Annotated in this window: 18 protein-coding genes; 1 reads left to right on the forward strand and 17 read right to left on the reverse strand. The window is 71.9% G+C overall.

From position 1 onward, the window contains the following. The 12 genes from era to ACFWU3_RS11520 form a co-directional block, all read right to left on the reverse strand. The gene (gene era, locus ACFWU3_RS11465) at nucleotides 1-951 is read right to left on the reverse strand and encodes a GTPase Era (protein ID WP_327684334.1); all 951 of its coding nucleotides are present in this window, start codon (nucleotides 949-951) and stop codon (nucleotides 1-3) included. 11 nt (nucleotides 952-962) lie between these two features. Continuing rightward, nucleotides 963-1,928, reverse strand: a complete 966-nt coding sequence (locus ACFWU3_RS11470) for a WxL protein peptidoglycan domain-containing protein (RefSeq protein ID WP_384434641.1) — start codon at nucleotides 1,926-1,928, stop codon at nucleotides 963-965. Nucleotides 1,929-1,996: 68 nt separating this feature from the next. After that, a complete protein-coding gene (locus tag ACFWU3_RS11475) occupies nucleotides 1,997-3,364 on the reverse strand; it encodes a beta-xylosidase (RefSeq protein WP_384434644.1) in 1,368 nt (455 codons plus the stop codon). 273 nt (nucleotides 3,365-3,637) lie between these two features. Further along, nucleotides 3,638-3,991: a cytidine deaminase gene (locus ACFWU3_RS11480; RefSeq protein ID WP_384434647.1), complete on the reverse strand. Its 354-nt coding sequence runs from the start codon at nucleotides 3,989-3,991 to the stop codon at nucleotides 3,638-3,640. A 75-nt stretch (nucleotides 3,992-4,066) separates the two neighbouring features. Next, nucleotides 4,067-4,801 carry a hypothetical protein gene (locus ACFWU3_RS11485; protein ID WP_384434650.1) on the reverse strand — a complete coding sequence of 245 codons (735 nt, stop codon included), beginning with the start codon at nucleotides 4,799-4,801 and terminating at the stop codon, nucleotides 4,067-4,069. Between the two features lie 204 nt (nucleotides 4,802-5,005). Continuing rightward, on the reverse strand, nucleotides 5,006-5,359 hold the full coding sequence (locus ACFWU3_RS11490; RefSeq protein WP_384434653.1) for an MmcQ/YjbR family DNA-binding protein: 354 nt from the start codon (nucleotides 5,357-5,359) through the stop codon (nucleotides 5,006-5,008). Beyond that, the gene (locus tag ACFWU3_RS11495) at nucleotides 5,356-6,654 is read right to left on the reverse strand and encodes a hemolysin family protein (RefSeq protein ID WP_384434656.1); all 1,299 of its coding nucleotides are present in this window, start codon (nucleotides 6,652-6,654) and stop codon (nucleotides 5,356-5,358) included. Before ACFWU3_RS11495 ends, ACFWU3_RS11490 begins: the two co-directional genes overlap by 4 nt. Beyond that, nucleotides 6,651-7,148 (reverse strand): rRNA maturation RNase YbeY, encoded by a 498-nt coding sequence (gene ybeY, locus ACFWU3_RS11500; RefSeq protein WP_313946396.1) that lies wholly within the window; start codon nucleotides 7,146-7,148, stop codon nucleotides 6,651-6,653. Before ybeY ends, ACFWU3_RS11495 begins: the two co-directional genes overlap by 4 nt. 9 nt (nucleotides 7,149-7,157) lie before the next feature. Further along, on the reverse strand, nucleotides 7,158-9,293 hold the full coding sequence (locus tag ACFWU3_RS11505; protein WP_384434659.1) for a PhoH family protein: 2,136 nt from the start codon (nucleotides 9,291-9,293) through the stop codon (nucleotides 7,158-7,160). Nucleotides 9,294-9,432: 139 nt separating this feature from the next. Next, entirely contained in the window at nucleotides 9,433-10,542 is a 1,110-nt protein-coding gene (locus ACFWU3_RS11510) for a carbohydrate kinase family protein (RefSeq protein ID WP_384434663.1), read from the reverse strand. 137 nt (nucleotides 10,543-10,679) lie between these two features. After that, nucleotides 10,680-11,978, reverse strand: a complete 1,299-nt coding sequence (locus tag ACFWU3_RS11515) for a glucarate dehydratase family protein (protein ID WP_384434666.1) — start codon at nucleotides 11,976-11,978, stop codon at nucleotides 10,680-10,682. Then, nucleotides 11,975-12,943 carry a 5-dehydro-4-deoxyglucarate dehydratase gene (locus ACFWU3_RS11520; protein ID WP_384434669.1) on the reverse strand — a complete coding sequence of 323 codons (969 nt, stop codon included), beginning with the start codon at nucleotides 12,941-12,943 and terminating at the stop codon, nucleotides 11,975-11,977. The genes ACFWU3_RS11515 and ACFWU3_RS11520 overlap by 4 nt, the downstream gene beginning before the upstream one ends. Nucleotides 12,944-13,044: 101 nt before the next feature. Here ACFWU3_RS11520 and ACFWU3_RS11525 point away from each other — a divergent pair, with 101 nt between their 5' ends. Beyond that, complete coding sequence (locus ACFWU3_RS11525) at nucleotides 13,045-13,881, forward strand: IclR family transcriptional regulator (RefSeq protein ID WP_384434672.1); 837 nt, start codon at nucleotides 13,045-13,047, stop codon at nucleotides 13,879-13,881. A gap of 3 nt (nucleotides 13,882-13,884) precedes the next feature. Here ACFWU3_RS11525 and ACFWU3_RS11530 read toward each other — a convergent pair whose 3' ends face one another. From ACFWU3_RS11530 to ACFWU3_RS11550, 5 genes are all read right to left on the reverse strand, one after another. Beyond that, complete coding sequence (locus tag ACFWU3_RS11530; RefSeq protein WP_384434675.1) at nucleotides 13,885-14,892, reverse strand: adenosine deaminase; 1,008 nt, start codon at nucleotides 14,890-14,892, stop codon at nucleotides 13,885-13,887. 14 nt (nucleotides 14,893-14,906) lie between these two features. After that, the gene (locus ACFWU3_RS11535) at nucleotides 14,907-15,815 is read right to left on the reverse strand and encodes a ribonuclease Z (RefSeq protein ID WP_384434678.1); all 909 of its coding nucleotides are present in this window, start codon (nucleotides 15,813-15,815) and stop codon (nucleotides 14,907-14,909) included. 13 nt (nucleotides 15,816-15,828) lie between these two features. After that, complete coding sequence (locus tag ACFWU3_RS11540) at nucleotides 15,829-16,188, reverse strand: histidine triad nucleotide-binding protein (RefSeq protein ID WP_384434681.1); 360 nt, start codon at nucleotides 16,186-16,188, stop codon at nucleotides 15,829-15,831. A 152-nt stretch (nucleotides 16,189-16,340) separates the two neighbouring features. After that, the gene (locus tag ACFWU3_RS11545) at nucleotides 16,341-17,240 is read right to left on the reverse strand and encodes an aminoglycoside phosphotransferase family protein (RefSeq protein WP_384434684.1); all 900 of its coding nucleotides are present in this window, start codon (nucleotides 17,238-17,240) and stop codon (nucleotides 16,341-16,343) included. 108 nt (nucleotides 17,241-17,348) lie between these two features. Continuing rightward, the gene (locus ACFWU3_RS11550) at nucleotides 17,349-20,579 is read right to left on the reverse strand and encodes a S41 family peptidase (protein WP_384434687.1); all 3,231 of its coding nucleotides are present in this window, start codon (nucleotides 20,577-20,579) and stop codon (nucleotides 17,349-17,351) included. Nucleotides 20,580-20,650: the final 71 nt, after the last annotated feature.

Here is a 20,650-nt window from a genome sequence, read left to right on the forward strand (position 1 = left end):
TCAGAACCCCAGCTTGCGCAGTTGCTTGGGATCCCGCTGCCAGTCCTTCGCGACCTTGACGTGCAGGTCCAGGAAGACCGGCGTACCCAGCAGCGCCTCGATGTGCTTGCGGGACTTCGTGCCGACTTCCTTCAGGCGCTTGCCCTTCGGGCCGATGATGATGCCCTTCTGGCTGGGGCGCTCGATGTAGACGTTGGCGTGGATGTCGAGCAGCGGCTTGTCCGCCGGGCGGTCCTCGCGCGGCAGCATCTCCTCGACCACCACCGCGATCGAGTGCGGCAGCTCGTCCCGTACGCCTTCCAGCGCGGCCTCCCGGATCAGCTCCGCGACCATGACCTGCTCGGGCTCGTCGGTGAGGTCGCCCTCGGGATACAGCGGCGGGCCCTCGGGGAGCAGCGGGGTGAGCAGGTCGGCCACGAGCTGGACCTGCTTGCCGCCGACCGCCGAGACGGGGACGATCTCCGCCCACTCCATGCCCAGCTCCTTGCCGAGCTGGTCGATCGCGATCAGCTGCTCGGCGAGGGTCTTGGAGTCGACGAGGTCGGTCTTGGTGACGATCGCGACCTTCGGCGTCTTCTTGATCCCGGCCAGTTCCTTGGCGATGAACCGGTCGCCGGGGCCGAGCTTCTGGTCGGCGGGCAGGCAGAAGCCGATGACGTCGACCTCGGCCCAGGTGGTGCGGACGACGTCGTTGAGCCGCTCGCCCAGCAGGGTCCTCGGCTTGTGGAGGCCGGGGGTGTCCACCAGGATCAGCTGCGCGTCGGGCCGGTGCACGATGCCGCGCACGGTGTGCCGGGTCGTCTGCGGCCGGCTGGAGGTGATGGCCACCTTCTGGCCGACCAGAGCGTTCGTCAGGGTGGACTTGCCCGCGTTGGGACGGCCGACGAAGCAGGCGAAGCCGGCCCGATGGGGGGCCTCGGAGGACTGGGTAGGAACGCTCATGGCGCCCATTGTCCCTGATGTCAGGCGCCCCTGGGCACGCGCGCCCGACCGTGCCTGACTCTGGCCCATACGCCCGTGCCCGCGACGGCCGCGACGAGCACCACCGCGACGAGCCACGGGAGCGCGAAGAAGGTGACACCCGCGGACTCCCGGACGTCCCGCGCACTGGCCGTCAGCCGCACCTCGCCCCACTCCAGCCGGGGTGCGCCCGCCCACCGTTCGGTGAGCCGGATCTTCTGGCGCGGCAGGAGTTCGGAGGGGACTTTGGTCAGCTTCCGGCTGAGCAGGTCGCGTCCGAAGAGACCTTCCGCCTTGAGGGCGACCCGGGGGTTGAGGGTGACGTTGCCGCGGTTGTGGAGGGTGTACGAGATCACGGCGTTGCTCTCGCCGGCGCCGGGCACCAGCGACTGGTCGTGGCTGAGCCGGACGTCCTCGACGGACAGGGCGGGCACGGTCGGGCCGTGCACCCGCAGGTAGACGCGGGCGCCGACGGCCTGCCGGATGCCGACGGCGACCGAGCCCGTGGAGGGGCTGATCCGCTCGTCGAGTGCGACCAGCGCGCCGGGATGGTCGCCGGGCTCGGCGGTCTCCGGGACGGTGACGGTGTACGGCACGGTGACCGAGCCGCGGGCGGGGACGGTGACGCGGTCGTGTTCGGGCCTGGCCCAGGCGCCGACGCCGCGCTGCTTCTCGTTCGGCGCGCGTACGGCGAAGCCGCCGTCCCGCGCGGTGTTGTAGGCGTCCGCCGCGTACAGCCGGAAGGTGAGCGGGGCGGCGCTCTTGTTGGTGACGGTGACACGATCGGTGAGGGTGGTGCCGGGTTCGGCGGAGAGATAGAAGTACGGCCGCGCGCCCAGCTGCGACGAGGCGGGATAGACGGACCAGTTGCCGTTGTCCGCGGCGCGGGCCACCGGAGCGGGGCCGAACAGCAGCAGGGCCAGCAGGGGCAGGCCGAGCAGCGGCAGAACGGCGTACAGCTTGCGCATGAGCTCATCCCCCAGGGACGAGGCGGGCCGACCGGGTGCGCGCCCGGCCCGCCGTTCTTTTCGCCGGCTCAGGTGAGCGTGAGCGTCAGCACGCCGGAGTAGGTGCCGGGTGCGGTGAACGCCGGCACGTTCAGCGAGACCTTGGCGTCCACGGTGAACTCACCACCGGTGACGGCCCCGTTGGGCGTGGAGGCGAGCGTGGCACCCCCGCTGCCGACCGGTCCGGGGGATCCGGCCGCGCAGGTACTCGGGCTGCCCTGCTTGGTGGCACAGGCAGGCGTCCAGCCGAGCTCACCGGCGCCGATCCTGCCGCCGGGGCCCGTGAAGTCGGTGACCTTGCCCGTCAGGGACCAGCCCGCGGGGCCGCCGCGGAAGTCCTTGACCGTCACCGTCCGCAGATCGCCGCCCGCGGCCCCGCCCGTACCGAAGTCCACCGCCGAGAGTTCGACGGTGTCACCGGCCTGGGACATGGACAGCGTGCCTGCTGCGACCGAGGCGCTGAGCTTCTGGCTGTTCTCCGGGAGCGGTGTGTCGTCGACGACGGTGTACGCCGCCGGCCCCGCGCCCTTCTCCGCACTCCAGGCGCCGCCCTCGTACGCGACGATGCCCGTGGTCGCCAGGTCACTGACCTGGAGAGTGGCGGTGAATCCGCCGGCCGCGTCGGACGTGACCGTCGTTCTGTCGGCGGTCTCGGCCGCTCCGGCCCGTCCGACGACCGTGATGTCGGTGAGCGGACTGAACTTGGCACCGGTGACCGTGACATCGTCCCCCGGGTTCCCGGAGGCCGTGCCCAGCTGGACGGTGCGCTCATTGGCCCCCGGCTGGTCCGTCGCGACGACCGTCTCGGAGACGGGCGCGGGCGGATCGGTCACGGTGCAGGGGGTGTCCAGCTCCATGATGTAGCTGGTGTGGATGTTGTAGTCGCCGGGCGAGAGGGTGATCGAGCCGGCCGCGGTGACCGTGAACGTGCCGGTCATCGAGAACGGCGGGAACGCTCCCTTGCCGGGCACGGGCGGGTTCTTCTTGGGCCCGGTGACGGTGACGCTGCCCGTCTGGGCGCCGCCGAGCGTGACCTTGCCGCTGGGCGTCATGATGTCGGCCGGGAGGGCGAGGTCGACGGGGTTGCTGGCCGCGGGCTTGGTGACGGTGTAGGTGACCGTGACCGTGTCGCCGACCTTGGGAGCGGCCTTGTCGACGGTGATCTGGGCGGTCGTGGTGCCGTCGATCGGCGGGATGCCGGCGATGGGCGGCGGTACGCAGTGGGTCGGGAAGTCCACCGGTGCGGCGGCCGCGGTGAGCGCGTTCGCCGGTGCGGCGAGTGCCGCGGTGCCGGCGATCAGGGCGACCGCGCCCAGGGCGGCGGTCCAGCGCCGCCGTCGGGCGGATCTTCGGGCAACTGGTCTTCGAGCGGTTGGTTTTCGGGTGTCCGACGCCATGTGATGGCCCCCTTCGGGAGGGATGCAGGGGGCCATTGACGGGTCGCCGTCGCAAGAAGTCAATGCCGTCGAACAGCCCTGCCTGATGACCCATCAGATGCTGTCAAGATCCGGACCGGCCCTCGCGCCATGATCCGCGTATGCGCAGGCCGGAAGGGGAATCGCCGCCACCGGGAAGGTCCGTACCGGGCGGCACCCGTCGCGGGGCCCGGCCGGACCTACTCGAACAGAACCGGGGCCCGGCTCGTCCGCGGCAGGCCGGGCGCGGCCGTCTCAGCCCGCGGTGACCGTGGCCCTGAGGCCGCCGTCGGGGCCCGCGAGCAGCACCGGCGTCTGCGGTCCCGCGAGGTCGCGGACCGCCGCACGGTCCGCGTCCGCCACGGCGTCCGCCTCGCCGACGACCGCCGCGGCCTCCAGCGACGTCGCACCACTCGCGACCGCCATCGCGACCGCGGTCTGCAGCGCGCTCAGCTTCAGCGACTCCAGCGCCACCGTGCCCGCGGCGTACGTGCGGCCGGTCTCGTCCCGTACCGCCGCGCCCTCCGGCACACCGTTGCGGGCGCGTACGCTGCGCGCCAGAGTGATGATCTTGCGGTCCTCGGGGCCGAGGTCGGTGCTCTGCGTCATGTCCGCGAGCATAGATCCCGGACCGGCGCGGGGTCCCGCGGGGCTGCGCCCCGACCCGCGCCGACGGGCTCGGCGTCAGCCCTGGACGCCCCGGACGAACTTGTCGCCCGCGCGCTTGGCGAGATCGCCGAAGGCCGCGCCCGCGGCCTTGTCACCGGGGACGTACGCGAGACGCGCGACGCCGGTGCCCTGCTGCATGACCAGCATGTGCGAGGTGATGCCCTGGCCGAAGCCCGGGATCTCCATCGTCATCTTGAAGGTGTACGACGTCTCGCCGGCCGTGGCCCCGGCGAGCTTCTCGACCTTCACCGGGTAGCCGTCCTCACCCGTCACCTTGAAGCCGGTGCAACCGTCGAGCGCCGGGCCGAACGCCTTCACGAAGTCCGCGGCGCCGGTGCCGGGGAACGTCATGACCTGCTGGCTGAGGATGTTGAAGCCCTTGGCGTCGGTGAAGTCCTGGCCACCGCCCATGGTCGCCCCCGCGACCTTGTCGGCGAGCAGGTCGGCGACCGGCTGGCACACGGGCTTGTCCGCCTTCGGCGGCGCCTCGTCCGTGGCCGGAGCGGCGGCGTCGGCCTTCCAGCCGGCCGGCAGGTCCTTGACCGCCAGCGTGGCGGCCTTCATCTGCGCGGCCGTCAGCACGGTGGCCGGCTTGTCGGCGCCCTTGCCGGCGCCGTCCTTGGCCGTGTCCTGACCGGCCGATGAGGCCGGCTTCTTGTCGTCGTCCGACGAACCGCAGGCCGCCGCCGTGAGGCAGAGCGCGGAGGCAGTGAGAACTGCGGCCGTGGCGCGGCCGAAACGCGTACGCATGATGCGTGACTCCCCTGAATTTCCCGATCCGACGGGGAGCTTCCCCCCTCCCCTGTAACGCGCAGAGGATACACATTCGTCCAGGTCAGCCCGCGATGGGGTACATCGTGTGCATGCATGCGCCGGGCTGGTCGCTGAAGTGGACGCCCGGCAGGGGGACTTCGGTCTCCGGGAGTCGGGCCGCGGCTCGGTGGCCCCGGAGGCTCAGGCGCGGTCCAGCCGCAGCCGGACCGCCTTCGGCAGCCCGGCCACCACCAGGTCGTAACTGTCCTCGATCAGCTCCCGGACGAGCCGGTCCGGGAGCTCTCCCACCGTCACCGTGTTCCAGTGGCGCTTGTTCATGTGCCAGCCCGGCACGATCTCCGGGTGCTCCGCCCGCAGCTGCACGGCCATCTCCGGCTCGCACTTCAGGTTCACCGTCAGCGGCTCCCCGTCCAGCGCGGAGAGCGCGAACAGCTTTCCGGCGACCTTGAACACCGATGTCTCGGGTCCGAAGGGGAACTCCTCGGCCGCGTCGTTGAACTCCAGGCAGAACGCTCTCAGTTCGCTCGGCGTCATGCGGCGTTCTCCCCCTCGGGGCTCTGCGGCATCGGCTCCGCCAGCACCGTGACGATCTTGTTCCGACGGCCGGCCGGGGACTCGGCGGTCAGGCGCAGCGCACGCCCGTCCGGCAGGTCGACGGTCGCGGACGCACCGGCGATCGGCACCCTGCCGAGCGCCTTCGCCAGCAGACCGCCGACGGTCTCCACGTCCTCGTCGTCCAGTTCGTCGAGGCCGTACAGCTCGCCCAGATCGCCGATGTCGAGCCGTGCGGTGACGCGGAAGCGGCCGTCGCCCAGTTCCTCGATCGGCGGCAGTTCCCGGTCGTACTCGTCGGTGATCTCGCCGACGATCTCCTCCAGGATGTCCTCGATGGTGACGATGCCGGCGGTGCCGCCGTACTCGTCGATGACGACGGCGACGTGGTTGCGCTTCTGCTGCATCTCGCGCAGCAGGTCGCCGGCGTTCTTGGTGTCGGGCACGAAGACGGCGGGCCGCATCGCCGTGGAGACCAGATCGGCCTCCGCGTCGCGGTTGATGTGCGTCTTGCGCACCAGGTCCTTGAGGTAGACGACGCCCACGATGTCGTCCTCGTTCTCGCCCGTGACGGGGATGCGCGAGAAGCCGGAACGCAGCGCGAGGGTGAGGGCCTGGCGGACGGTCTTGTAGCGCTCGATGGAGACCAGGTCGGTGCGCGGCACCATCACTTCGCGGACGAGGGTGTCACCGAGCTCGAAGACGGAGTGCACCATCCGGCGCTCGTCGTCCTCGATGAGGGACTCCTGCTCGGCGAGGTCGACCATGGCCCGCAGTTCGGCCTCGCTCGCGAACGGGCCCTTGCGGAAGCCCTTGCCGGGCGTGAGCGCGTTGCCGATGAGGATCAGCAGCTGGGGCACCGGCCCCATGATCCGGGCCAGCGGCAGCAGGACGTACGCGGCGGCCGTCGCCGTGTTCAGCGGGTGCTGGCGGCCGATGGTGCGCGGCGAGACGCCCACGGCGACGTACGAGACGAGGACCATCACACCGATGGCGACGGTCAGCGCCTCCCAGGTCTCGGTGAACTCCTGGAGGCAGGCGTAGGTCACCAGGACGCCGGCCGCCATCTCGCAGGCCACCCGCACCAGCAGTGCGACGTTCAGATAGCGGGTGGGGTCGGCGGCGACCTGCTCCAGCTTGTCGGCGCCACGGCGGCCGGAGCGGACGGCCTCGGCGGCGCGGAAGCTGGAGGTGCGGGCGATGCCCGCTTCCGCGCACGCAGCGAGCCACGCGACGACGACCAGCAGGACCGCGCCGAAGACCAGGGGGGCGCTCATGAAACGGTCGGCGCCGGGGAGGGGCCGGTGTGGCCCTTCTCCGCCCGCCAGCCGTCGATGATCGCCGCCTGGAGGCCGAACATCTCGGCCTTCTCGTCCGGCTCCTCGTGGTCGTACCCCAGCAGGTGCAGCACACCATGGACGGTCAGGAGCTGGAGCTCCTCGTCCATGGAGTGCTGCGTCGGAGCTTCCTCGCCCTGCTTCTTGGCCACCTCGGGGCAGAGCACGATGTCACCGAGGAGCCCCTGCGGGGGCTCCTCGTCGTCCTTGACCGGCGGACGCAGCTCGTCCATCGGGAAGGACATGACATCCGTCGGACCCGGCAGGTCCATCCACTGGATGTGCAACTGCTCCATGGCTTCGGCGTCCACGACGATCACCGAGAGCTCGGAGAGCGGGTGGATTCGCATCCGCGCGAGGGCGTAGCGGGCGACATCGAGGACCGCCTGCTCGTCGACCTCGGTTCCGGACTCGTTGTTGACGTCGATCGACATGGTGCGCTGCTACTGCTTCCCGTTGCGGTCGTCGTACTTCTCGTACGCGTCGACGATACGGCCGACGAGCTTGTGCCGGACGACATCCTGGCTCGTGAGCCGGGAGAAGTGCACGTCCTCGACGCCGTCCAGGATGTCCTGGACCTGTCGCAGACCGCTCTTCGTCCCGTTCGGCAGGTCGACCTGGGTGACGTCACCGGTGATGACGATCTTCGAGTCGAAGCCGAGGCGGGTCAGGAACATCTTCATCTGCTCGGCGCTGGTGTTCTGCGCCTCGTCGAGGATGATGAACGCGTCATTCAGGGTGTTGTGCGTCAACAGGTAGTCCTCCGTGACGTACAGCGAGTCCTCGGCAGCAACCTGGATGCACACAGTCTCCTCGCTGCCCGCGGGCTCGATGGAATCGATGAAGCGCATCGGGCGGCCACCGCCTCCGGCCGCGTGGTAGCTGTCCCTCTTCCGGGCAAGACGGAATGGCTCGACGCCGACCGGCAGCCGAATGTTGACGATGTGCGCGTCATAGCGGTGATGGACGGCGCGCCCCTTGGCCCGGCCCGGCGTCCGGCCTTCGGCCTGCCGACGGCGCGTGTAAGCGACGCCGCCCAGCGACTGAACCAACGAGACCACATCGTCCCTGAGCAGGATCGAGGTGGTCGTGTACTGGATGCGGCACGTCCGGCCGGCCTGGACGACCGGACCACCGTCAGCGTCCAGCAGCCCCTGAAGTACGGCCAGACGGACGTCGGCGCAGTTGTCGACGTAGACGTCCGGGACGAACTTCGAGTGCGACCGGGTGCCGAGCAGATCCAGGGCACGCAGCACAGCAGTGACCGGGTTCTCCCGGGTCATCACGTCGCCCGGCTCCCGCACCCGGTTGAGGGTGTAGTTGACGGGATCCTTCCGTCGCACCGTGACGCCTGGCAGCGCCGCATCCAAAGCATCGGCGAGTGCCGTGTCCTCGGTGGAGAACGAAGGCGTCGCCCTACCTGTCAGGCAACCGTCGCCGAGAAGGAGGCCCAGGGCGTACGGATCCATGGGCACGGCTTGCTCGGGAAGGCTGACCGGTGCTGTCAGCATCGGCAGTTCGTACCTCCGTGCGTGCGCAGCGCGGAGGTTGCCGATCATCTCCTGCGTCTCCAGGACCCGCCACGGCTTGTCGCGACGGCGGTCAGCGGCGGTCCGGACCGTCCAGAGATGCTCTCCGCAGCACAGGGTCGAGGACCCATCCTGAGCGGTGACGCGGTAGATGTCCTTCTCACCCTGCGGATACACGCCGAGGACCGGAGTCGGCTCGCCGTTCGAGCCGATCACCAGGTCACCCACTTCGAGGTCCCCGATGGACCGGAATCCGTCCGGTGTCAGGACCTTGGTGAAGACTGGTTGAGCGCGCCCACGCATGTACGCCAGCGGCGCGACCTCGATCGTGCCCGCGGCCATCAGCCGGGGGATGGAGTTGGGGTCGAGCATGTCGTGCAACGCGTCGTACAGCGGGCGCAGATACGGGTCGATCTTCTCGTAGAGCGTGCCCGGCAGGAAGCCGAGCCGCTCGCCCGCCTCCACGGCCGGCCGGGTCAGGATGATCCGGTTGACCTGCTTGGACTGCAGGGCCTGGACCGCCTTCGCCATGGCGAGATACGTCTTGCCGGTACCGGCGGGGCCGATGCCGAACACGATCGTGTGCTTGTCGATGGCGTCGACGTACCGCTTCTGGTTGAGCGTCTTGGGGCGGATGGTCCGGCCGCGGCTGGAGAGGATGTTCTGGGTGAGCACCTCGGCGGGGGTCTCGGCCCCGTCGCCGTTGCCGTTCTCGCCCGCCCTGAGCATGGCGATCGAGCGTTCCACTGCGTCCTCCGTCATCGGCTGCCCGGTGCGGAGCACGAGCATCATCTCGTCGAACAGGCGCTGGATGAGGGCGACCTCCGTCGCGTCCCCGATCGCGCTGACCTGATTGCCCCGGACATGGATGTCGGCCGCCGGGAAGGCCTTCTCGATCACGCGCAGGAGGACATCACCCGAGCCGAGGACCGTCACCATCGGATGCTTGGCGGGAACGGTGAAGTGGGCTCGTGCCTGCCCCGGCGCCTGGGATTCCCCCGCGCCCCCAGGGCGCTGGGGACGGGTGTGGGCTTTGGGTGTCTGAGTCATGGGCCGGCTCTGTGGCCTGCACATACCTCCCGTTGCAGGGTTCTCGCTGCTCGACAACCTCTGGAACACAAGCGTACGACGCGGCACTGACAAGGCCGAGGGCTTTTCCGGGGGGATACCGCGCTCCCCCGCCGGGGGGTCAGGCCGGGCTGCGGAAACCGATCGTCGGCACGGCCCTGCGCAGCGGCCAGGGCCTGACCGGCGCGGGCAGCAGGTCGTCGAGGAAGGTGTACCGGCGCAGGGCGGCCGGGTCCTGGTCGGTGAGGGCCTGGACGCGCTGCCACCAGGCCGCGATCTCGGACCAGCCGGGGGCGGAGAGCGAGCCGCCGAACTCCTGCACCGACAGGGCCGCGGTCAGCCCGGCGAAGGCGAGCCGGTCGGCGAGCGGCCAGCCGGCGAGCGTCCCGGTGACGTATCCGGCCACGAACACGTCACCCGCCCCGGTCGGGTCGAGGGCCTCCACCGCGATGGCCGGAACCTGCGCGCTCTCGCCGGTCGCGCCGTCGACCGCGTACGCGCCCTCGGCACCGAGGGTGACGACGGCGAGCGGTACGTGCTCGGTGAGGGCGTGGGCGGCGGCGCGGGGGCAGTCGGTGCGGGTGTAGCGCATCGCCTCCTCCGCGTTCGGCAGGAAGGCCTCGCAGTGCCTCAGATCCGCGAGGTCGGCCGGGTCCCAGCGGCCCGTGTCGTCCCAGCCGCAGTCGGCGAAGACCCGGGTGCCCTTGCGGGCGGCCTGGGCGACCCACTCGTCCCCGCCGGGTGTGAGCGAGGCGATGGCGGCCCGGGCGGGTGGGGGGCAGTCGGGCGCGGGCTCGGGCGGCGGGGCCTCGTGCCCGTGGGAGACCATCGTGCGCTCGCCCTCGTACGCCATGGAGACGGTGACGGGTGAGTGCCAGCCGGGCACGGTCCGGGAGAGGGAGAGGTCGATGCCCTCGCCCTGTTCGAGGGCGTCCCAGCAGTACTCGCCGTAGTGGTCGTCCCCGAAGGCGGCGGCGAGCGAGGTGTGCAGTCCGAGCCGGGCGAGCGCGGTGGCCATGTTGGCGACCCCGCCCGGGCTGGAACCCATGCCGCGGGCCCAGGACTCGGTGCCGCGGACGGGGGCGGAGCCGAGGCCCGTGAAGATGATGTCGAGGAAGACGGTCCCCGTGAGGTAGACGTCGCAGGGCGGATCGGAGGGGGTCCTGAGGGCCTTGAGGGGGTCGAGGCAGGTGCCTCCGCCGTCCGTCTGGTGTGCGTGTCGACTGATCACCGTGCCGCTCCCGTACGTGGTGCAGATCTGGCCAGTCTGCCTGATCTGCACCGGTGACGAGGTGAGCCGTCGGCGGGAGCACGGGGGCACGGGTCCGGCGGAGTGCGGGGTCCACCGGCCCGGCCGGCCGGACGGGTCTACCAGCGCGGGACCGCCGGCGCCGACCAGTCCGGGTCCGCCACCCGCATCGCCGCCGCGTCGTCGCGGTCGCGCATCGTGCCGTCGTCGTCCTTCCAGCGCCGGTGGAGACGGGCGAGCCGGTCCTGGTCCAGTTCCACGCCGAGGCCGGGGAGGTCGCTGACGGCGAGGCGGCCGTCCTTGAACTCCGGGCGCTCGGTGACGACATCCTCGGTCTGCCAGGGGTAGTGGCTGTCGCAGGCGTAGTCGAGGTTGGGGACGACGGCCGCCACGTGCGTCATCGCGGCGAGGCTGATGCCCAGATGGGTGTTGGAGTGCATGGACAGTCCGACCCCGAACGTGCGGCAGATCGCGGCCAGTTCACGGGTGTTGCGCAGTCCGCCCCAGTAGTGGTGGTCGGAGAGGACGACCTGGACGGCGCCGCGCGAGAACGCCTCCGGGATCTCGGCGAAGGTCGTCACGCACATGTTCGTCGCGAGCGGCACCCCGGTCCCGGCCGCGACCCGCGCCATCCGGTCGGTCGTGGCGGCCGGGTCCTCCAGATACTCCAGGACGTCGCCGAGTTCGGCGGCGACCCTCAGCGAGGTCTCCACGGACCACGCGCCGTTGGGGTCCAGCCGCAGCGGCTGCCCGGGGAACGCCTCCGCGAGAGCCCGTACGGCGGCGATCTCCTCGTCCGGGTCGAAGACGCCGCCCTTCAGCTTGAAGGACCCGAAGCCGTACGCGCGCGCGAAGCGGCGGGCCTGGGCCACGATGCCGGCCGGGTCGAGAGCCGCTCCCCAGTCGTCGGACTCCCCCGCGCCGCCCGGGTGTTCGGCCCAGCGGTAGAAGAGATAGGCGCTGTAGTCGACGACGTCGCGGACCTTGCCGCCCAGCAGCGCGTGCACGGGCAGCCCGAGCGTCCTGCCGAGCGCGTCGAGGAGGGCGACCTCGAAGCCGGAGACGACCGAGAGCCGCAGTTTGTCGGCGGTCTGCACACCACGCAGGCCGCCGGCGTCCACCGCGTCGGCGCCGGTGGCCTCCGGCGAGTCCGCGCAGACCAGGTCGGCGAGCCGGTGCAGCCCGTTCACGTCGTCGATCCGGCAGCCGGGGAGGGCATCGGCGAGCGGGTCGGCCAGGTCGATGTACTTGGTGTCGCCGTACGTCTCGCCGACACCGGTCACCCCGTCCGCGGTGACGACCTCGATGATCAGCCGGGGCGTGTAGGGCTGGTGCACACCCTGGGTGTTGAGCAGCGGCGGGTCGGCGACGAGGATCGGGGTGAGGCGCACCTCGGTGATCGTCAGGTCGTGGGTCATGCCGTGGCTCCTGCCAGGTCGAGTCCGTCTGCGAGCAGTGCTTCGAGGGCGGCGAGATCGTCGGGTCCCGGCTCGGTCAGGGGCGCGCGTACCGGCCCGACGGGTTTTCCGCGCAGCCGGGCCGCCGCCTTGACCAGCGACACGGCGTATCCGGGTACCCGGTCGCGCAGTTCGACGAGCGGTACGTAGAAGCCGCGCAGCAGCCGTTCGACGGTACGGTCGTCGCCGTCGCGGTGCGCGGCGAAGAACGCGTCGGCGATCTCGGGCGCGAACGCGTGGACGGCGGAGGAGTAGGCGCCGACGCCGATGGAGGCGTACTGCCGGGCCTGGACCTCGGCGGTGGCGGCGCCGTTGAAGAACAGGAACTCCGCCGGTGCGGCGAGGCGTTGGCGCTGCACCAGGTCGAGGTCGCCGTGGCCGTCCTTGAGCCCGATGACGCCGGGGAGCGCGGCGATCCGGCGTACGGAGTCGGCGGTGTAGGCGACCTGACCGCGCTGGTAGGCGATCAGTGGCAGGCGGGTGGCGCGGGTGATCCGTCGCAGGTGCTCGACGAGCCCTTCCTGCGGGGCCCTCACCAGGTAGTGGGGCAGGGCCAGCGCGGCGTCCGCGCCCGCCTCCTCGGCGATACGGGCGAAACGCACGGCCTGGGCCCAGCCGTAGCCGATGCCCGCGACGACGGGCAGGCGTCCGGCGGCGGCCTCGACGGCGGCGGTCACGACCTGCCGGTACTCGTCCTCGTCGAGCGAGAAGAACTCGCCGGTGCCGCAGGCGGGGAAGAGCGCGCCCGGGCCTGTCGCGGCCTGTGCGGCGAGGTGCTCACGGCAGCCGTCGGGGTCCAGGCCGCCGTCCGCGCGGAAGCTGGTGAGCGGGAAGGAGAGCACCCCGCGCGCCATGCCGTCCCGCAGTCGGGCGGCCACCTCGGCGTCCGCCGTCCGCCGTTCGTCCAGGTCCGTGCCCTGCCCCATACCTGTCTCCCTATGTAGATGACATACACGGATGAGAATGGAGGTTAGATAGATGGACAGGGACCGTCAATGGGGCGGGCCCCGCCGCTTACGATCGGCGCATGTCGGAGACGGAATCCGGGGCGGGACCGTCCGCCGGGCCGGGAACGGGACCGCAGACCGGCGGGGTACGCGAGGTGAAGTCGGCGGCCCGCACGGTCGACCTGCTGGAGGTGCTCGCGGCGCGCGGCGAGCGCCCGGCGCGGCTGCGCGAACTCGCCGATGAGCTGGGCGTACCGCGCAGCAGCATGTACGCCCTGCTGAAGACGCTCATCGACCGCGGCTGGGTCCGCACCGACGCCACCGGCTCGCTGTACGGCATCGGCATCCGCGCCCTGCTCACCGGCACCAGCTATCTGGACAGCGACACGCGGGTCGGCGCCGTGCGCCCCTATCTGGACGAAGCCTCGGACGCGCTCGGCGAGACCATTCATCTGGCGCGGCTCGACGGCCCGGACGTCGTCTACCTCGCCACCCGCGAGTCGCACGAGTACCTGCGCACCTTCAGCCGGGTCGGCCGCCGGCTGCCCGCCCATGCGGGCGCCCTGGGCAAGGCGCTGCTCGCCGAGCGCCCCGACGCCGAACTGCCCCTGCCCGCAGGGGAACTGGCGCGCCTGACGCCCAACACCCGTACCGACCGCGCGGCTCTCGCCGCCGATCTGGCCGCCGTCCGGGAACGCGGCTACGCCGTCGACCGCGAGGAGGGCGTGCTCGGCATCAGCGGCTTCGGTTTCGCCCTGCGCTACGACTCCCCCGCACGGGACGCGATCAGCTGCTCGGTGCCCGTGGCCCGCCTCACCGAGGAGCACGAGCGGCGGATCGTGGCGGTGATGCGGGAGATCAGGGCGAAGATCGAGTCGCTCGCGCCCCGTACGAAGGGCGCACCGGACTGGCGCTGAGCGCTACGCCGCCGGGTCGGCCCCGAAGTCGTAGGCGTCGACCTCGGCGATCAGCCGGGCCCGGCGCTCCTCGTCGTCCTCCAGGAACGACGCCAGGAAGGAGTTGCGGGCCAGCGCCCGCAGCCGTTCCTCGCCGATCCCCAGAGCGCGCCGCACCGCGTCGAAGTTGTCACCCGCGTAACCGCCGAAGTAGGACGGGTCGTCGGAGTTGACCGTGCACATCAGACCGGCGTCCATCATGGCCGGCAGGGGGTGCTCCTCAAGGGTGCGCACGGCCCGCAGGCGTACGTTCGACAGCGGGCAGAGCGTCAGCGGGACCCGGTCCCGCACCAGGCGTTCGACCAGTTCCGGATCCTCCATGCAGCGCAGCCCGTGGTCGACGCGCTCCACGCCCAGCACGTCCAGCGCCTCGCTGATGTACGCGGGCGGGCCCTCCTCGCCCGCATGCGCCACCCGGCGCAGGCCGAGGTCGGCCGCCGCCTCGTACACCTCGCGGAACTTCGATGGAGGATGCCCCGCCTCGGCCGAGTCGAGGCCGACTCCCGCGATGCGGTGCAGATACGGCTTCGCGGCCAGCAGTGTCTCCATCGCCGACGCGGCCGACTCGTCCCGCAGGAAGCACATGATCAGACGGGTCGAGACGCCGTGGCGCTCCTCGCTCGTGTCGAGCGCCCGGCCCAGTCCCTCGACGACGGTCGCCAGCGGCACCCCCCGGGAGGTGTGCGCCTGCGGGTCGAAGAAGATCTCGGCGTGGCGCACGCCCTGGGCGGCGGCGCGGGCCAGATAGGCGTCGGCGAGCTCGGCGAAGTCGTCCTCGGTGTGCAGGACGGCCATCAGCCGGTAGTAGAGATCGAGGAAGGACTGGAGATCCTCGAAGCGATAGGCGTGGCGCAGCTCCTCGGTGTCCTTGAAGGGCAGTTCCACGCCGTTGCGCGCGGCGAGCGCGAAGGCGAGTCCGGGTTCCAGGGTGCCTTCGATGTGCAGGTGCAGTTCGGCCTTGGGGAGTGGCACGGGTCGAGCCTCGTTCATGGACGTCGTTTGGGGACAGGGACCCGCAACAGGTCGGTGGCGACGGTCAGTTCCGCCTCGAATCCGGCGGCGCGGGCCTGCCGCTCGAACTCCTCCGCGTCGGTGTAGCGCTGCGAGAAGTGCGTCAGCACGAGGTGCCGCACTCCCGCGTCGCGGGCCACCCGGGCAGCCTGACCTGCGGTCAGATGCCCGTGGTCGGAGGCGAGATGCTCGTCCTCGTCGAGGAAGGTCGACTCGATGACGAGCATGTCGCAGCTCTCTGCGAGCGCGTACACGCCCTCGCAGAGACGGGTGTCCATGACGAACGCGAACCGCTGACCCGGCCTCGCCTCGCTGACCTCCTCCAGCCGCACACCGCCGACCTCGCCCTCGCGTTGCAGCCGGCCGATGTCGGGTCCCGCGATGCCGCGCTCGGCGAGCGCCTCGGGCAGCATCCGCCGGCCGTCCGGCTCGGTGAGCCGGTAGCCGAACGACTCGACGGGGTGCGACAGTCGGCGCGCTTCCAGCGTGTAGGAGGGCTTCGTGGCCAGGACCCCGTCGGCGGCCACCGGCGCCTCGGTCAGCGAGACCGTCTCGCGGTACGCGGTCGCGTACCGCAGCCTCTCGAAGAACCTCTGTCCACTGGCCGGGTAGTGCGCGGACACCTCGTGCGGGACCCGGTCGAGGTTGATCCGCTGGATCACCCCGGCGAGGCCCAGGGAGTGGTCGCCGTGGAAGTGCGTGACGCAGATCCGGTTGATGTCGTGGGCGGCCACCCCGGCGCGCAGCATCTGGCGCTGGGTGCCCTCGCCGGGGTCGAAGAGGATGCCGTCGGCATCCCACCGCAGCAGATAGCCGTTGTGGTTGCGGTGCCGGGTGGGTACCTGGCTGGCGGTGCCGAGGACCACCAGTTCTCTGACGGACACGATGGACGACCCGTTATCCGGGAGGCCATTCGAGGCCGCGGCCGCCGAGCACATGGGCGTGCGCGTGGAAGACCGTCTGGCCCGCTCCGGCTCCCGTGTTGAAGACGATGCGGTACCCCGGCTCGACCGTCTTCTCCTGCGCGGCGATCTCGCCGGCCTCGCGCAGCACGTCGGCCGCCAGGCCGGGGGCGCCCACGGCGAGCGCGGCGGCGTCCGGGTAGTGGGCCTTGGGGATGACCAGGACGTGCGTCGGGGCCTGGGGATTGATGTCCCGGAAGGCCAGGACGGTCTCGGTGTCCCGTACGACGGTGGCCGGCACCTCCCCCGCGACGATCTTGCAGAACAGGCAGTCAGCCTGCGGTTCTCCCGCCATGCCGGGGTCCTCCTCGCGTGGGGTGGTTACCCGCCACATCGTATCGACCGCCCCGGCCTCCCCCCGGGCCCCACCCGCCCGCCCAGGAGGGCTTGCCGTCCGGTGGGGCTTCGGGGCGGACGGGACGACACCCGGGACGGCTTCCGTCCCGCTCAGTCCTCTCCCAGTACCGCGCGGATCACGTGCCGGGCGTTGCGCGCCATCGCCGGGTTGGTCGTGCGGTAGTACGGCAGCGCGATCACCGCCTGTGAGAGCGTCCGCGCGCGGCCGCGGCGCCAGGCCGCGTCGTCCACGCCGAGCACGTCGCGGAAGACGTCCCTGGCGCCGGCGGGGAGCAGATTCCACGCCGGGAACAGGTCGCAGGCGGGATCGCCCGCGCCCATGCACCCGAAGTCGATCACCGCGGTCAGCCTGCCCCCGTCCACCAGCAGGTTGCCCGGCATCAGGTCGGCGTGCAGCCACACCGGCGGCCCTTCGTGGTCCGGGGCCCGCAGCCCGTCCTCCCACACGGCGGCCAGGGCGTCGCAGTCGACGTCCTCCTGCGGAATCCCCCGCAGTTCCTCGATCGCCGCCCGGGTCTCGGCGTCGAGCGAGGCGAGCGGCCCGCCGCGGTGGGCCACCGGAGCGCCCGGCAGGGTGATGCTCCGCATCGCCGCCACGAAGCGCGCCAGATCCCCGGCCAGCAGCACGGGCTCGCTCAGCGCTCCCTCCTCGGGATGCCGCCCGGCAAGCCACCGGTGCACCGACCACGGCCACGGATACCCCTCGGCCGGCTTCCCTGCCCCGAGCACCTCGGGGATCGGCGTGGGCAGCAGCGGCGCGAGGCGCGGCAGCCACTCCTGCTCCCCCGACACGTCACCGGCTCCGCCCTCGATCAGTGGCAGCCGCACGGCCATGCGATCGCCCAGCCGGTACATGGCGTTGACGGTGCCACCGGAGGCGAACCGCTCCACCGGGAGGCCGGCCCACTGCGGGAACTGCCCGGCGACCAGGCGCCGTACGAGGTCGTCGTCGACGGGGTGCGGGTCCGGATGCATCTGCCCTGTGCTCATGGGGCGCCATCCGACCGCCCGCCCCCGCCGGTCGTCAAACAGCTTTCCGCACGCAGGCGCCGGCCTCGGGAGCAGGTGGAGAGCCCCCGAGGACCGGCCCTACCCATGTCAGTCCGGGACCGGGGGCGTCCTCGCCGGGTTCTCCGCCAGGACGGCGAGCGCCATCCGGATCGCCTCGTCGAGCTGCGGATCGCGACCCGCCGCATGGTCCTGCGGGGTCATCACCACTTCCACGTCCGGGTCGACGCCGTAGTTCTCCACGCCCCACCCGTAACCCTCCACCCAGAAGGCGTACTTGGGCTGGGTGACTCCGGTGCCGTCCACCAGGGAGTAGCGGTTGTCGATGCCGATGACCCCGCCCCAGGTGCGGGTGCCCACGACGGGGCCGATCCCCAGCGCCTTGATCGCCGCGTTGACGATGTCGCCGTCCGAGCCGGAGAACTCGTTCGCCACCGCCACGACCGGGCCGCGCGGCGCGTTCGCCGGATAGCTGTACGGCTCCATCCCGCGCGGCACGGCCCAGCCCACGACCCGGCGTGCCAGCTTCTCCACGACCAGCTGGGAGGTGTGCCCGCCGCGGTTCTCCCGCACATCCACGACCAGGCCGTCGCGCTCCACCTCGACGCGCAGATCGCGGTGGATCTGGGCCCAGCCCGGCGCCTGCATGTCGGGGACGTGCAGATAGCCCAGGCGTCCCGCGGAGTGCTCGTGGACGTAGGCGCGCCGGTCGGCGACCCATGCGTGGTAGCGCAGCGGTTCCTCGTCCTCGAGCGGGACGACGACCGCGTGGCGCGGCTCGCCGCCGTCCGCGGGCGCCACGGTGAGTTCGACCGGCTTGCCCGCCGTGCCGATCAGCAGCGGGCCCGGGCCGGCGATCCGGTCGACGGGCCGGCCGTCCACCGCGAGGATCGCGTCGCCGGCGTGCACCGCGGCTCCGGGGGCGGCGAGCGGGGAGTGGGCGCGCGGGTCGGACGTCTCGGACGGCAGGACGCGGTCGACGCGCCACGCGCCGTCCGCCGACCGGGAGATGTCCGCGCCGAGCAGGCCCTGGCGACGGGCGCTCGGCCCCTGCCCGCCGCGCGGGACGATGTACGCGTGCGAGGTGCCGAGTTCGCCCTGCACCTCCCACAGCAGATCCATCAGATCGTCGTGGGTGGCCACCCGGGACAGCACCGGCCGGTAGCGGTCCAGTACGCCGTCCCAGTCGACGCCGCCGAGGTCCGCGCGCCAGAAGTTGTCGCGCATCAGCCGTCCGGCCTCGTCGTACATCTGCCGCCACTCGGCCGCCGGGTCGACGGTGCGGCGGACGCGGGAGAGGTCGACGGAGACATTGGTGTCGCTGTCGTCGTCGCGCGACGCCCGCCGGTCGGCGGGGACGACCTTCAGCTTGTCGTCGGTCCGCAGCAGCACCCGCTTGCCGTCGCCACTGACGGAGAACCCGTCGGCGTCCGCGGCGAGTTCCTCGGTGCGCTGCTGGACGAGGTCGTAGCGCTCCAGAGCGGTCGTGGGTCCCTCGTCGTCGGGGGTGGCGCGGGTGGCTCCCAGCGTGCCGCGCAACGGGTGGCGCAGCCACAGCAGCCCGTCCTTCGCCGCGCGCAGGGTGGAGTAGCTGCCGGCCTCGACCGGGAAGGGCACGATCCGGTCGGCGAGCCCGTCGAGGTCGATCCGGGTCGCGGGCGCCTCGCCGTCGCCGTCCCGGCCCCGGTCCTTGTCATCGTCGAACGGCCGGCCGTGCCGCTGCGGTCCGAACGGCGACGGGGTGGTGGCCGCGAGCGTGATCAGATGCGGGCGGCAGCCGCCCACGAACGCGAGGTCGAAGACATGGGTGTCGTAGACCGGGTCGAAGGCGCGCTCGGACAGGAATGCCAGATGCCTGCCGTCGAGCGTGAACACGGGCTGCTCGTCCCGGAATCGGAGCGGTGTCGCCTCGACGACGGACAGGTCGCGCACATCGGCGAGCTTGAGCTGGCGCAGCGGGGAGGGTCCGGCGTGCGACCAGGCGAGCCACCGGGAGTCGGGCGAGAAGACCAGCCCGGTCGCTTCACGGTGCTCGCCGCGGTCGACCTCGCGGACCTCTCCCGTCTCGCGGTCGACGAGCAGGACCCGCCCGTCGTGGGCGGCGACGGCGGCCCGGCTGCCGTCCGGCGCGACCGCCAGACCGAGGACCCGGCCCAGTTGTCCCGCCGCCCACCTGCGCGGTGCGGCGCCGGGCGCGAGGCCGGTCGCCGGGGCGAATTCCAGTGCGTCCTCGCCCTCCGCGTCGGTGACCCAGACGACCTGCTCCTCGCCGTCGGCCCGGAAGACGCGGGGCAGCCGGGCCCTCACGCCCGGCTCCACGGCCAGCGCCCGCACGGGCCCGTCGCGGTGGGTGACCCAGTGGATGCCGCCGCGGATCTCCACGGCGCTGCCGCGTCCGGTGTGGTCGGGGGCCGCGGTGCCGAGGTGGCGTTCGGCCTTCACGGGACGGGGGCACAGATCGGTGCGCTGTCCGCCGAGCCGGATGTCGAGACGGCGGGGCGGAGATCCGTCGAGGTCGTCGAGGATCCACAGTTCACCGGCGGAGGCGTACACGACACGGGTGCCGTCGGTGGCCGCGTGCCGGGCGTAGAAGCCGTCGGCTGCGTCGCCGGTGCCGAGAGGGGTGTGCCGCCTCAGGTCCGATCCGTCCGGCCGGGACGAGTAGACGGCTCCGACGGCCTCGTGGTCCGAGAGGAAGGCGATCCTCTCGGCTCCTTCCGCGTGCGGACCCGCCACCCACAGCGGGTACTCGATGTTCCCGTCGATGTCCTCGTGGACGCGTACGAACTCCCCCGAGCCGTCCCGGTCGATCCACAACTTGCCCGCGGTGCCGCCCCGGTAGCGCTTCCAGGCCGCGGCCTCACGGCCCATCGTGGCGGAGAGCAGCAGGACACCGGAGCCGTACGCCAGGCCGCCGACCGGCCCGTAGGGCAGCTGCGTCGCGGGTCCGCCGTCGAGCGGCACCGCCCGTGCCCAGGTGCGGCGCAGTGAGGCCTGTCCCTGGGTGCTGATGGCGAGGACCTCGCCCTGCGGGGTCCAGCCGCGTACGGACGTCCTGGCGCTGCCCCAGTGGGTCAGCCGGTCGGCGGGCCCACCGTCGACGGGCGCGACGTGCACCTCGGGCGCGCCGTCGCGGCGTGAGGTCCAGGCTATGCGGGTGCCGTCGGGTGAGATACGGGGATGGTCGACGGGCACGTTGTCGGCGCTCACGCGCCAGGCGCGTCCGCCGTCGAGCGGGGCGACCCAGACGTCGTCCTCTGCGGTGAAGGCGATCAACTCGCCGTGGACATGCGGATACCGAAGGTAGGCAGGCTGCGTCACACCGTCACCCTAGGCAGGCCAGGGGCGCCGGGTCACGGCTTTGCCAGGGCCTGTCGGGTGGATCGGGCCGG

It is taken from the genome of Streptomyces sp. NPDC058685, from assembly GCF_042714725.1.
Lineage (GTDB): Bacteria > Actinomycetota > Actinomycetes > Streptomycetales > Streptomycetaceae > Streptomyces.